General features: G+C 28.9%; 11 protein-coding genes. All 11 read left to right on the top strand.

What is annotated here, in order from left to right; all coding sequences use genetic code 11:
- Positions 1 to 72: 72 nt before the first annotated feature.
- The 11 genes from RATSFB_RS03865 (at position 73) to fabF (ending at position 12,777) form a co-directional block, all read left to right on the top strand.
- The gene (locus RATSFB_RS03865; protein ID WP_014094741.1) at positions 73 to 912 is read left to right on the top strand and encodes a DHH family phosphoesterase; all 840 of its coding nucleotides are present in this window, start codon (positions 73 to 75) and stop codon (positions 910 to 912) included.
- Positions 903 to 1,421: an adenine phosphoribosyltransferase gene (locus RATSFB_RS03860; protein WP_014094740.1), complete on the top strand. Its 519-nt coding sequence runs from the start codon at positions 903 to 905 to the stop codon at positions 1,419 to 1,421. Before RATSFB_RS03865 ends, RATSFB_RS03860 begins: the two co-directional genes overlap by 10 nt.
- Before the next feature lie 123 nt (positions 1,422 to 1,544).
- Positions 1,545 to 3,704: a RelA/SpoT family protein gene (locus RATSFB_RS03855; protein ID WP_014094739.1), complete on the top strand. Its 2,160-nt coding sequence runs from the start codon at positions 1,545 to 1,547 to the stop codon at positions 3,702 to 3,704.
- A gap of 52 nt (positions 3,705 to 3,756) precedes the next feature.
- A complete protein-coding gene (locus tag RATSFB_RS03850; protein ID WP_014094738.1) occupies positions 3,757 to 4,395 on the top strand; it encodes an MBL fold metallo-hydrolase in 639 nt (212 codons plus the stop codon).
- On the top strand, positions 4,388 to 5,647 hold the full coding sequence (hisS, locus tag RATSFB_RS03845; protein ID WP_014094737.1) for a histidine--tRNA ligase: 1,260 nt from the start codon (positions 4,388 to 4,390) through the stop codon (positions 5,645 to 5,647). The genes RATSFB_RS03850 and hisS overlap by 8 nt, the downstream gene beginning before the upstream one ends.
- Before the next feature lie 16 nt (positions 5,648 to 5,663).
- Positions 5,664 to 7,430, top strand: a complete 1,767-nt coding sequence (gene aspS / locus RATSFB_RS03840; RefSeq protein ID WP_014094736.1) for an aspartate--tRNA ligase — start codon at positions 5,664 to 5,666, stop codon at positions 7,428 to 7,430.
- Between the two features lie 101 nt (positions 7,431 to 7,531).
- Entirely contained in the window at positions 7,532 to 8,752 is a 1,221-nt protein-coding gene (glyA, locus tag RATSFB_RS03835) for a serine hydroxymethyltransferase (RefSeq protein WP_014094735.1), read from the top strand.
- A gap of 86 nt (positions 8,753 to 8,838) precedes the next feature.
- Positions 8,839 to 9,816, top strand: coding sequence for a beta-ketoacyl-ACP synthase III (locus tag RATSFB_RS03830; RefSeq protein WP_014094734.1), 978 nt, complete (start codon positions 8,839 to 8,841; stop codon positions 9,814 to 9,816).
- 24 nt (positions 9,817 to 9,840) lie between these two features.
- Positions 9,841 to 10,782 (top strand): ACP S-malonyltransferase, encoded by a 942-nt coding sequence (gene fabD, locus RATSFB_RS03825; protein WP_014094733.1) that lies wholly within the window; start codon positions 9,841 to 9,843, stop codon positions 10,780 to 10,782.
- A gap of 2 nt (positions 10,783 to 10,784) precedes the next feature.
- Positions 10,785 to 11,525: a 3-oxoacyl-[acyl-carrier-protein] reductase gene (gene fabG / locus RATSFB_RS03820; protein WP_014094732.1), complete on the top strand. Its 741-nt coding sequence runs from the start codon at positions 10,785 to 10,787 to the stop codon at positions 11,523 to 11,525.
- 13 nt (positions 11,526 to 11,538) lie between these two features.
- Positions 11,539 to 12,777: a beta-ketoacyl-ACP synthase II gene (gene fabF / locus RATSFB_RS03815; RefSeq protein ID WP_014094731.1), complete on the top strand. Its 1,239-nt coding sequence runs from the start codon at positions 11,539 to 11,541 to the stop codon at positions 12,775 to 12,777.

Below are 12,777 nucleotides of genomic sequence, written 5' to 3'. Positions count from 1 at the left end.
AATATATTGTAAAAATTAACATTGTAAATTATAATTGAACTTGTTTTTCTAGTGATTTGGAGGATTATATTTATGGAAAATTATCGTGATTTTGTTTTTGAAAAGGGATATATTGGTGATAATTATAATCCTTTTAAAATTAATGGTATAAAAGAAGTAATTGATATAATTGATGATTTGATCAGTAAACATACTAATATATTAATTTATGCTCCAGGAACATTGGATGGCGTATTATCTACATCCATTTTAATATTAGCATTACGATATTTGAAATTAAATGTATATCATTATATTTACGATGATACACAAGAGTTTGATGAGAAACAGTTTAACGATCATGTTGAATTTATGAGGATAGACATAGTGTTTTCATTAAATAAAATTATAGATAAAGATTTATCTATAAAAGTTATAAATATTTCAAATAAAGAAACAGATATATTAAATTCTTCAAGATATATATTGATAAATCCATATTCAGATGATTGTATATATTCATTTAAAGATTTAACGTTACCAGCATTAACTTATAAAATTTTAGAAGGTATTAGTAGATTTTATAATTTAAAGAGTATGGTCAAGTTTTTAGATTTAGTTTTTATAAGTTTATTTAATGATAATGTTAAAGTGTATGGTGAGAATTATAAGCTTTTAAAAGAAGGATCTTATTTTTTGAAAAATACTAAGAATTATGGATTATGTGAGCTTGTTAAAACTTGCTCTAATAATATAACTATTAATGAATTAATTAATTTTATTGATCCGGAATATATAAATAAAAATAAGATTACAAATGCAAAATTAATAGTTGAATTACTTACAGTATCAAATTCTTTGAAGGCTAATCAAATATGTAAATATTTGATTAAAGAGGTGAATTATAAAATGGAGGAAAAATCATGGATTTAAAAAGAAGTATAGAAATTATTGAAGATTTCCCTAAAAAAGGAATAAGCTTTAAAGATATAACAACTCTTATACGGGATGGGAAAACACTAAAATATACTATAGATTTAATTGTTGATAATTTGAAAAATAAAAATATAGATTTGATAGTTGCACCAGAAGCTAGAGGATTTATATTTGGAATGCCTGTTGCGTATGCTTTAGGAATTGGGTTTGTACCTGTAAGGAAAAAGGGTAAATTGCCTGGTAAGACTATAGAGGTAAGTTATGGCTTAGAGTATGGGAAAGATACATTAGAGATACATAAAGATGCATTTGAAAATAATCCAAGAGTTGCTATAATTGATGATTTATTAGCCACAGGTGGAACAATTAAAGCTGTGGCAGATCTAGTAGAGAAAGCCGGGGGCAAAGTTGTAGAATTAGATTTTGTTATAGAACTAGAAAAAATTGGTGGAAGAGATGTTTTGAAAGATTATAATGTTAATTCATTTGTAAAATATGATGTGTAGTTGTAATTTTGAATTATATGTATTATAATTATTCAAATACAAATTTTATAATTTAATATATGTTTTAAGGGAGTTTCAATAATATTTGATCTCCCTAAATTACTATATTTTCAAGGGGTTGTTATGTATCAAAAACTAGAGTTTATAATAAGTAGATTAAGTAGTGAAAATAGAGAGTTAATAATAACAGCATTTAATTTTGCTTTTAATGCGCACATAAATCAAAAAAGAATAGATGGTGAACCTTATATAGTGCATCCTCTTGAAGTTGCGTACATTTTATCAGAGATGAATTTAGATGTAAATACTATAATAGGTGGTCTTTTACATGATGTTATTGAGGATACTGAGTTTACGTATTCGGATATATCAGCAACTTTTGGTGAAGAAGTTGCTATCTTAGTTGAAGGGGTTTCCAAATTAGATAAAATAAATTATAAAACAAAAGAGGAAGCTCAGGCTGACAATATTAGAAAAATGCTGATGGCTATGACAAAAGATATTAGGGTTATTTTAATTAAATTAGCAGATAGACTACATAATATGAGAACCCTAAAATATTTATCTGAGTATAAACAGCAAGAAAAGTCTAAGGAAACATTAAATATATTTGTACCATTAGCTCATAGACTTGGAATAAGTAAGATAAAGTGGGAATTAGAAGATTTATCTTTTAGATATTTGAATCCGGATGAATATTATCGAATAGCTAAATTGGTTTCTGAAAAAAGGGATGATAGGGAAAAATTAACTAATGAAATAATAAAAGAGTTTAAAGAAGTTTTAAATCAATCTGATGTAAATGCTGTTATTGAGGGCAGACCTAAACATTTGTATAGCATATATAAAAAATTAATTCAGAAGAATAAAACTATAGATGAAATTTTTGATTTGATAGCCATAAGAGTTATTGTTGACAGTATAAAAGATTGTTATGTGGCTTTAGGATTAGCACATGAAAAATATAATCCAATTTCTAATAAATTTAAGGATTATATAGCGATGCCTAAGTCGAATAATTATCAATCTCTTCATACTACAGTACTTACAAAAGGCGGAAAACCTTTTGAAATACAAATCAGAACAAAAAAAATGCATAAAGTTGCAGAATTAGGAATAGCAGCTCATTTTAAATATAAAGAGCAAACAGATACAAAAGATCGTTTTGATGAAAAATTTGTATGGATTAGAGAAGTTGTAGAGTGGCTTACTGAAACAAAAAACCCAACAGAAGCTATGGAAAATTTTAAAACTGATTTGATATTTCAAGAAATATTCGTTTTCACTCCTAAAGGTAAAGTTATAGCATTACCTATTGGATCTACACCCGTAGATTTTGCTTTTAGGATTCATACAGATGTAGGGTATAGATGTGAAGGAGCTAGAGTTAATAATAAAATTGTTACTTTAGATCATATATTAGAAACAGGTAATATCGTTGAAATTATTACATCTAAACAGATAAAAGGTCCAAGTATAGATTGGTTAGGATTTGTTAAGAGCAATCATACTAAAAGTAAAATACGTCAATGGTTTAATAGAATAACTAAAGAAGACAATGTTTACAGGGGAAAATATTTATTTGAAAAAGAGTGTAAAAAAAGATCTATACGATTAAATGATGTACTTATTAGTAAATTATTAAAGATTTTATCTTTATCTAGTTTAGACGAATTATATTTTAATTTGGGCATAGGTAATATAACTTTTAATCTTGTATTGTCTAAGATATCTGAATTATTATCAGAAAATATTATAGATAAGAAAAATGATAAAAAAGAATATAATATAATATATAAAAAATATAATTCATGCAAATCTAGCTATAAAGATGAAATATTGATAGAAGGTCAGAGTAATTTATTAATCAAATTTGCTAAATGTTGTACTCCGGTTTGTGGAGATGAAATATTAGGATTTATAACTAGAGGTAAAGGTATAACTGTGCATAGGAGTGACTGTAAAAACATAATTAAATGTTCAGATAAAGAGAGACTCATAGATTTAGATTGGTATAATATTGCTAATAGAAAATATGATGTAGATATATGTGTAACCTTTAGGAATGTGAAGTCATCTATTATTGAAGATGTTTCAAAATTTGTTAAAAGTTTTAATATTTATATTAGAAGTATTAATTTTAGGGAACTTGATTCTGAGATATCCAGAATAGATATTAGGATTAATATTGATTCAAGAGAAAAACTTGATAAACTTATATCATCTTTGAAAAGTGTTAAGGGAGTATATAATGTATTTAGACCAAATACAAATATTAATTAACTTGAATAGATATATTATAAATTGTTGATTATTCTATTTTGGAGGTAAAATTGTGAGAGATATTAATGTTTATAGAATTCCGTTGGGTAGTTACGATTGTAATTGTTATTTAGTTCATAATATAATTAATAATAATACTATTGTTATCGATTGTGGTGATGGAGAAGGATTGGTTAACTATATTGAAAAAAATAATCTTAATTTAAATATGAAATATGGATTACTTACGCATGGACATTTTGATCATACTAATGGGGTAGAATATATGCAACAACATTTTGGCACAACATTTTTTATGGCTTTACCAGATATGCAAGCTCAACATGAAGAACCATATTTATTTACAAAATTGAATCATATAAATCCTATATATGATAATTCAGTTTTAAATTTTGATGGTGTTATTGTGAATGTAATATCTACCCCTGGTCATACCTTAGGGAGTGTAACTTATAGAATTGGTGATTTGATTTTTACCGGCGATACATTATTTAAAGGAACCATAGGCAGAACAGATTTATATGGAGGAGATTTTGATATAATTATAGAAAGTATTAGGTATAAGCTATTTAATTTGCCAGATAGTACAATAATTTATCCAGGACATGGTGAGGAAAGTACTATTAAAGAAGAAAAAATTAGTAATAAGTTTTTGAAACATATACTAGGTGGTGAAAATTTAAATGGATAATATTATTAAATCTCCCAAGGGAACAAAGGATTGTTTACCTTGGGAGACTTACATATGGCAATATATAGAAGAATTTTTAAGGAATAAGTCTAGTGTATATGGTATTAAAGAAATAAGGACTCCCATATTTGAATACACAGATTTGTTTTTAAGGGGTGTTGGTTATACTACTGATATAGTACAGAAAGAAATGTATACTTTTAAAGATAAAGGAAATAGGAGTATAACCCTGAAAGCTGAAGGAACTGCTCCTACTATAAGATCGTTTATTGAACATTCTATGTATTCAAATTCTCAACCTACAAAGTTATTTTATATAACACCTGTGTTTAGGTATGAAAATGTGCAAAAGGGGAGATTAAGACAACATCATCAATTTGGGGTTGAAGTATTCGGAACTGATTCGCCTGCATCTGATGCAGAAATTATAAGTATGGCGTATAGTATATATACTGATTTTAAATTGAAAAATATTAAAGTATATATAAATTCTTTAGGTTGTGATAAATGCAGAAGTACTTATAATGAGAAATTAAGAGAGTTTTTAAAAAATATTAGACATGAATTATGTAGTATTTGTAATGAAAGATTGAAAAAAAATCCTCTTAGAATATTAGATTGTAAGAATGAAAAGTGTAAAAATATAGTATCGAAAGATGCTCCCAGTATACTTGATTACATATGCGATGCGTGTAGTGAACATTTTGAGAGTGTTCAATCATATTTAAAATTATTTAATGTCGATTTTGAAGTAAAGAGCAACATTGTTAGAGGGTTAGATTATTATACTAAAACTGTATTTGAGGTAGTAGATGAATCAAATATGACTTTGTGTGGCGGAGGAAGATATAACAAATTAATAGAGGAACTTGGTGGTAAAAATTGTCCAGCTGTTGGTTTTGGAATGGGTATAGAAAGACTTTTATTAGCACTAGGTGATAATTTGTATGATTATGTTAAAGATATTAGAATTGATTTGTTTTTAATTAATCATACGGAAGAATATAAGATGAATGTTTTGGAAATATGTAATAGATTAAGAAAGTTTGATATTAAATGTGATGTAGATTATTTAAATAGAAGTTTTAAGCAACAAATGAAGTATGCTAATAAAATTAAAGCTAAGAATATAGTTGTTATAGGAAAAGATGAGATAAGCAATAATGTAATTAGAATAAAAAATATGGATACTGGTGAAATAACTAATTTGAATTTAAACCATGATACTGAAATACAAAAATATTTTTTGTAAGGGGAGATATAATCTTATGGAATTTAAAAAAATGCGTCGTACAGAGTATTGTGGAGTAATTGATAGACGATATTTGGATCAACAGGTAGTGCTAGAAGGATGGGTTAATAAAAAGAGAAATTTAGGATCTCTTATATTTGTTGATTTGAGAGATAGAGAAGGAATAGTACAGATTGTATTTAAAGAAGGTAGCTCCATATTTGATATTGGGGATTGTTTGAAACCAGAATATTGTATAAAGGTTAGAGGTATTGTTAAAGAAAGGGAATCTAAGAATCCACAAATTAAAAATGGAGATATAGAAGTTATATGTGATGATATAGAAATTTACTCAAAATCAGAACAATTACCATTTATGATTGATGATGGTTTTGAGGTTAATGATAATTTAAAGTTAAAGTATAGATATATTTCTCTAAGAAATAATAAATATCAAGACATATTTAGGATTAGGAGTAAGGCACTTAATTTATTTAGAGGATTTTTACATAATGATGGTTTTACAGAAGTTAGTACACCAATATTGAATAAAAGTACTCCAGAAGGAGCAAGAGATTTTTTAGTTCCTAGTAGGCTTAATAAGGGGAGGTTTTATGCTTTACCTCAGTCACCCCAAATTTTTAAGCAATTATTAATGGTAAGTGGTTTTGATAAATACTATCAAGTGGCTACATGTTTTAGAGATGAAGATCTTAGATCGAATAGGCAGCCAGAATTTACTCAAGTTGATATTGAAATGAGTTTTGTCGATGAAGATGATGTTAAGGAAAAGATGGAATTGCTCATTAAACATGTTTTCAATTCTATGCTTGATTTAAATATTAAAGATAAATTTATTGAGTTAAGTTATGAAGAATGTATGGATAAATATGGAACAGATAAACCAGATTTAAGATTTGATATGCAGATTATAGATGTTAAGGATGATTTTGTTAATTCAGATTTTCCTATGTTTAAGGAATGCATTGAAAATTACTTGGAGATAAGGGCGATAAAGGCTAAGGGAGTTGATTTTACTAGAAAACAGTTAGATGCCCTTAACTCTTTTGTAAAAGATCACTTTAATGCTAAGGGATTAATTTATATAAGATATAAAGATGATCAGATTGTGTCCTCAATTAATAAATTTTTGACTGATGATTATAAAAATATGCTTATAGAAAAGTATGAATTGAAGAATAATGATTGCTTGTTTATAATTCCAGGAATAAAGAAAACTGTGTTAAGTGCATTGGGAGCTTTAAGACTTGAACTTGCTGATATGCTTGGAATACTTAAAGATAATACAGAATTTAAATTTTTGTGGGTAAAAGATTTTCCACTTTATGAGTACAGCGAGGAGGACGGAAGATATTACGCATCACATCATCCATTTACTATGCCTAATGAAGATGACATTAAATATTTTGAAACTAAGGAATATTCTAAGATTAGGGCTAAAGCTTATGATTTAGTTTTGAATGGGGAGGAAATTGGGGGAGGAAGTATAAGGATACATAATGACTTAATCCAAAATAAAATGTTTGAGGCATTGGGACTTTCGGAATATGAAGTTAATGAAAAATTTGGTTTTTTTGTAGAAGCTTTAAAATATGGAACTCCACCACATGGAGGAATTGCTTTTGGACTTGATAGGATTATTATGTTTTTGGCTAATGTTAATGATATAAAAGATGTTATAGCATTTCCTAAAAACAAAAAAGGTGAGTGTTTGTTATCAAGTGCACCAGGTAAAGTTGATGATATGCAACTACGTGAACTTGGAATAAATATAGAGAAATGAAAATTTGTTGAATAGAATGCTATGTTTAATGTAATTGCTTTGATAAAGTGGTATGTTATCATAGCATTATTTTTTATAATTAAATTTAGGAGATGATATAGATGATAATAGATAGAGAAATAGCTAACTTAATTTTAGATGAACAGGATAGGCAAATTAATAATATAGAACTTATTGCTTCTGAAAATTTTGTTAGTAATGATGTGTTAAGTGCTATGGGAACTATTTTAACAAATAAATATGCTGAAGGTTATCCAAACAGAAGATATTATGGTGGGTGTGAAGTTGTAGATAAAATTGAAGATTTGGCTATAAATAGGATGAAATTATTGTTTAATGCTGAATACGCAAATGTGCAACCACATTCTGGATCACAAGCTAATATGGCGGTTTATTCTTCGGTTTTGAAACACAATGATACTATTTTATCAATGAATTTAAGTCATGGAGGGCATTTAACTCACGGAAGTTCGGTTAATTTTTCAGGAAAGACTTATAATTTTAAATTTTATGGAGTGAATAAAGAAACAGGTGTTATAGAATATGATGAGGTTAGGACTTTAGCTTTAAATGTTAAACCTAAATTGATTGTTTGTGGTTATAGTGCATATGCTAGAAAAATTGATTTTAAAAAGTTTAGAGAAATTTGTGATGAGGTTGGAGCTTATATGATGGTTGATATGGCACATATAGCTGGACTTATAGCAGGTGGTGTTCATGAAAATCCGGTGCCATATGCAGATTTTGTTACAACTACTACACATAAGACTTTACGTGGTCCACGTGGGGGAGCTATACTTGCTAAAAAAGAATATGGAGAAAAGATTGATAAGGCTATATTCCCTGGAATTCAGGGGGGTCCTTTAATGCATGTGATTGCAGCTAAAGCAATTTGTTTTAAAGAGGCTATGAGTGATAATTTTAAGGAATATGCAAAAAGAATAATTAAAAATTCAAATAAGTTGGCTGAAGAATTAAAAAAGAGAGATTTTAAATTAGTATCCAATGGTACGGATAATCATTTGATTTTGATTGATCTAACAAATAAAAATATAACAGGAAAAGAATGTGAAATGTTATTAGATAGTATAGGTATTACGGTTAATAAAAATTGCATACCTTTTGATACACGTGGGGCTTTAATTACAAGTGGTATAAGAATTGGTACTGCAGCAGTTACAACAAGGGGATTTGGTGAGAATGAAATGTTGTTAATAGCAGATATTATAGATGGTGTAATTAAGGATAGAGGAAAAAATTCTGAATATTTTAAAAAATGTGTAAGAGATATAACAGAACAATTCCCTTTATTTAGATATTAATTTAAATGTAAAAAACTGGAAGAGTTGACATGTATTTTATAATGTAATATACTAAAAATGCTAATTACAATCTGAGGAGATTTTAAATGAATTATATACGTAATTGCATTTTAGGTATGAGTATGTATGTGCCTGATAGAATTTTAACTAACAATGAATTAGAAAAAATGGTTGATACAAGTGATGAGTGGATATACAGTAGAACTGGTATAAGAGAAAGACGTATTTCTACAGAAAATACATCTGTGTTGGGGGCTAAGTCAGTAGAAAAATTATTAAATAAATTAAATAAGGATCCGAAAGATATAGATCTTATTATTTTTTCTACTATTACTCCTGACAATAACACGCCTTCATGTGCTTGTTTAGTTCAAAAAACTATTGGTGCTTCAAATGCTACAGCTTTTGATTTAAATGCAGCATGCACAGGTTTTATTTATGGGCTTGTTGTGGCGGATGCTCTTTTATCATCCGAGAAATATAGAAATGCTATTGTTATAGGTAGTGAAATGTTATCGAAAATCATAGATTGGAAAGATAGGAACACCTGCGTTTTGTTTGGAGATGGTGCAGGTGTTGCATATATTGAAAGATCTAAAAATGGACATAAAATAGTTGATACATATACAAGGTCAGTTGGGGAGAAATCTGATTCTTTAGTTTCTGCAGCTGTTCCTATATCTAATTTCATATTGGGTGAATCGGTTAATAGTGATTTTAGTATACATATGGATGGTAGAGAAGTATTTAAATTTGCAGTTTCATCTATGGTTGAAGGAATTGATGTATTGCTCAAAAACAATAATATTTCTATAAAAGATATTAAGTTTATTGTGCCACATCAAGCAAATAAAAGAATAATAGAATCAGCTTCTCAACGATTAAAGATTGATGTAGATAAATTTTTTATTAATTTGCATAAGTATGGAAATACTTCAGCGGCAAGTATACCAATTGCATTAACTGAATTGAGCGAATCTCAAAATCTATCTAAGGGAGATTTGATTATACTTGTTGGTTTTGGCGGTGGACTTACTTATGGGTCGATATTAATTGAATGGTAATTATTAACATAGGAGAAATAAATCATGAATAATGTAGCGTTTATATTTCCAGGTCAAGGATCGCAGTATGTTGGTATGGGAAAATATTTTTACGAAAATTTTGTTGAGTCAAGAAAGATATTTGAAAAAAGTAATGAAATTTTAGAGTTTTCTCTTTCTGATAAAATATTTAATGGTAGCATGGATGAAATAAGTGATACAAAAATAACTCAACCTGCTATATTGACAACAAGTATTGCTATACTTGAGGCACTTAAAAGTTTAGTTAATATAAATCCATCTTGTACTGCTGGATTGAGTTTGGGAGAGTATTCAGCACTTGTGTGTTCAGGTGCTTTGGATTTTGAAAAAGCGATTATTTTAGTTAATAAAAGAGCAGATTTTATGGTTAATTCTTTAGATGGAAATTTATATGGAATGACAGCGGTTATTGGATTAAGCAAGGAAAAAATATTGGAAGTTATAGATGATGTTAAGTCTTATGGACATTTGGAAATTGCAAATTATAATTGCCCTTCTCAAATTGTCGTTTCTGGTGAAGTTGTTGCACTTGATATGGCAGATAAAATGTTTAAGGATAAAGGAGCTTTGAGGAGTGTAAGACTTCCAATTAAAGCACCTTTCCATACAAGTTTTCTTAAAGAGGCAGCGATGAAATTTAAAACAGAGTTGGAGAATACAGAATTTAATTCTGAATTTAAAGTTCCTGTTATATCTAATGTTACTTCAGAAAAGATGGATATGAGTAAGATTTGTGAATTGCTGTCTAATCAAATTATGAGTTCTGTTCTTTGGGAAGATAGTATATTGAGAATTATTGGAATGGGAATTGATACTTTTGTTGAAATAGGCCCAGGGAAAAGTTTATCAAGTTTTGTTAAGAAAATAGATAAAAAAGTAACAGTGTTAAATATAGAAGATGAATCATCTTTAAATAGATCTTTAAAAGTTTTGAGTGAGGTGTAGGTATGCTTAAAGACAAAGTTGCAATTGTTACGGGGGCATCTAAAGGAATTGGTAAATCTATAGCTATTAATTTTGCGAAGCATGGAGCTAAGGTAGTTTTAAATTATAGAAGTGATGATATCGGAGCAGAAAAAGTAAAACAAGAGATTGAACAAAATGGTGGGGTTGCCTTATTACATAAAGGTGATGTGAGTGATTTCTCTATTGCTGAGGAATTAACAAATTTTTGCAAAGAAAAATTTTTGAAAATTGATATTTTGGTTAATAATGCTGGGATAACAAGAGACACACTTATTATGAGGATGAAAGAAGAAGAATTTGATAATGTAATTAATGTGAATTTAAAAGGATCGTTTAATTGCGCGAAACACGTATCCAATATTATGCTTAAGCAAAAGAGTGGTAAAATTATAAATATTAGTTCAGTCATAGGTATTATTGGAAATGCTGGACAAGTTAATTACGCTGCATCTAAAGCAGGAATAATAGGGATGACTAAATCTTTGGCAAAAGAATTGGGCTCAAGAGGTATAAATGTTAATGCTATAGCTCCAGGATTTATAGAAACTGATATGACAGATGTATTGAAAGATGAAATTAAGGAAACTATTTTATCTCATATACCATTGAAAAAAATGGGTAAAACTGAGGATGTATCAAATCTAGCAGTGTTTTTAGCTAGTAATTTGTCTGACTATATAACAGGTCAAGTTATAACTGTAGATGGCGGAATGGTGATGTAGGAGGAAGTGCTTTATGAATAATAGAGTTGTTGTTACAGGAATGGGAGCCATTACACCCATAGGAAATGATGTTTTTGAGTTTTGGAAAAATGCTAAAAATGGTGTTGTTGGAATAGATCCAATAGGTGATAGAAATATTGGGAATGATAAAGTTAAGGTGATAGCACCAATAAAAAATTTTGATGTATCAAAAAGACTTAATGCAAAAGAATGTTCTAGATTAGATCCTTATTCCACATTTGCATTATATGCAGCAGAGGAGGCTATGCAAGATTCGAAGATAGATTTAGATGGTATCGACAAAGAAAGATTTGGGGTTATTGTTGGATCTGGAGTTGGAGGATTTAATACTTTAGAGGATGTTATAGATAAAATAAGGAAAACAGATTCTGTACGGCTATCTCCATTGACTATACCAAAGTTGATTATAAATATGGCTGCAGGGAATATTGCCATTAAATATGGAGCTAGGGGAGAAAGTAAATCTGTAGTTACTGCTTGTGCTACTTCTACACATTCAGTTGGGGATGCTTATAGATTACTGAAACATGGATATCTTGATATTTGTTTAACTGGTGGAAGTGAGTCTGCGATAACTAGTTTGGCTTTGGGTGGTTTTACGGCGTTAACTGCTTTGAATACAACTGATGATATTGAGAGAGCATCCATACCTTTTGACAAAGAGAGAAATGGTTTTGTTATGGGAGAGGGTGCAGGTATATTAATATTGGAAACTTTAGATAATGCACGAAAAAGAAATGCACATATTTACGCTGAGATAGTTGGATACTCTTCAACTACAGATGCTTATCACATTACTGCCCCGATGCCAGATGGTGAGATGAGTGCTAAAGCCATGCAAAATGCTTTGGATGAGGCTGGTATATCTTATAATCAGGTGGATTACATAAATGCACACGGAACGAGTACTAAAATTAATGATGCTGTTGAGACTAGCGCTATTAAAAAAGTTTTCAAGGAACATGCGTATAATCTTGCTGTTAGTTCAACGAAATCTATGACTGGACATCTTTTGGGAGCTTCAGGTGCTGTTGAGGCTATAGCTTGTATCAAATCATGTGAAGAAAATTTTATACATCCTACAGCAGGATATAAAGTTAAGGATGATGAGTGCGATTTAAATTATGTTCCAAACAAAGGAATTGAAAAAGAAGTGAACTATGCATTGTCTAATTCTTTGGGTTTTGGTGGACATAATGCAGTATTATTATTTAAGAAATGGAGGGGTTAA

Origin of the sequence: Candidatus Arthromitus sp. SFB-rat-Yit, assembly GCF_000283555.1 — a bacterium.
Lineage (GTDB): Bacteria > Bacillota > Clostridia > Clostridiales > Clostridiaceae > Dwaynesavagella.
This window is presented reverse-complemented; position numbering and strand designations above follow the sequence as displayed.

Excerpts from the sequence above, each read along its gene's own strand:
- RATSFB_RS03865 (WP_014094741.1), top strand. The coding sequence starts at position 73 with ATGGAAAATTATCGTGATTTTGTTTTTGAAAAGGGATATATTGGTGAT.
- RATSFB_RS03860 (WP_014094740.1), top strand. The coding sequence starts at position 903 with ATGGATTTAAAAAGAAGTATAGAAATTATTGAAGATTTCCCTAAAAAA.
- RATSFB_RS03855 (WP_014094739.1), top strand. The coding sequence starts at position 1,545 with ATGTATCAAAAACTAGAGTTTATAATAAGTAGATTAAGTAGTGAAAAT.
- hisS (WP_014094737.1), top strand. The coding sequence starts at position 4,388 with ATGGATAATATTATTAAATCTCCCAAGGGAACAAAGGATTGTTTACCT.
- aspS (WP_014094736.1), top strand. The coding sequence starts at position 5,664 with ATGGAATTTAAAAAAATGCGTCGTACAGAGTATTGTGGAGTAATTGAT.
- glyA (WP_014094735.1), top strand. The coding sequence starts at position 7,532 with ATGATAATAGATAGAGAAATAGCTAACTTAATTTTAGATGAACAGGAT.
- RATSFB_RS03830 (WP_014094734.1), top strand. The coding sequence starts at position 8,839 with ATGAATTATATACGTAATTGCATTTTAGGTATGAGTATGTATGTGCCT.
- fabD (WP_014094733.1), top strand. The coding sequence starts at position 9,841 with ATGAATAATGTAGCGTTTATATTTCCAGGTCAAGGATCGCAGTATGTT.
- fabG (WP_014094732.1), top strand. The coding sequence starts at position 10,785 with ATGCTTAAAGACAAAGTTGCAATTGTTACGGGGGCATCTAAAGGAATT.
- fabF (WP_014094731.1), top strand. The coding sequence starts at position 11,539 with ATGAATAATAGAGTTGTTGTTACAGGAATGGGAGCCATTACACCCATA.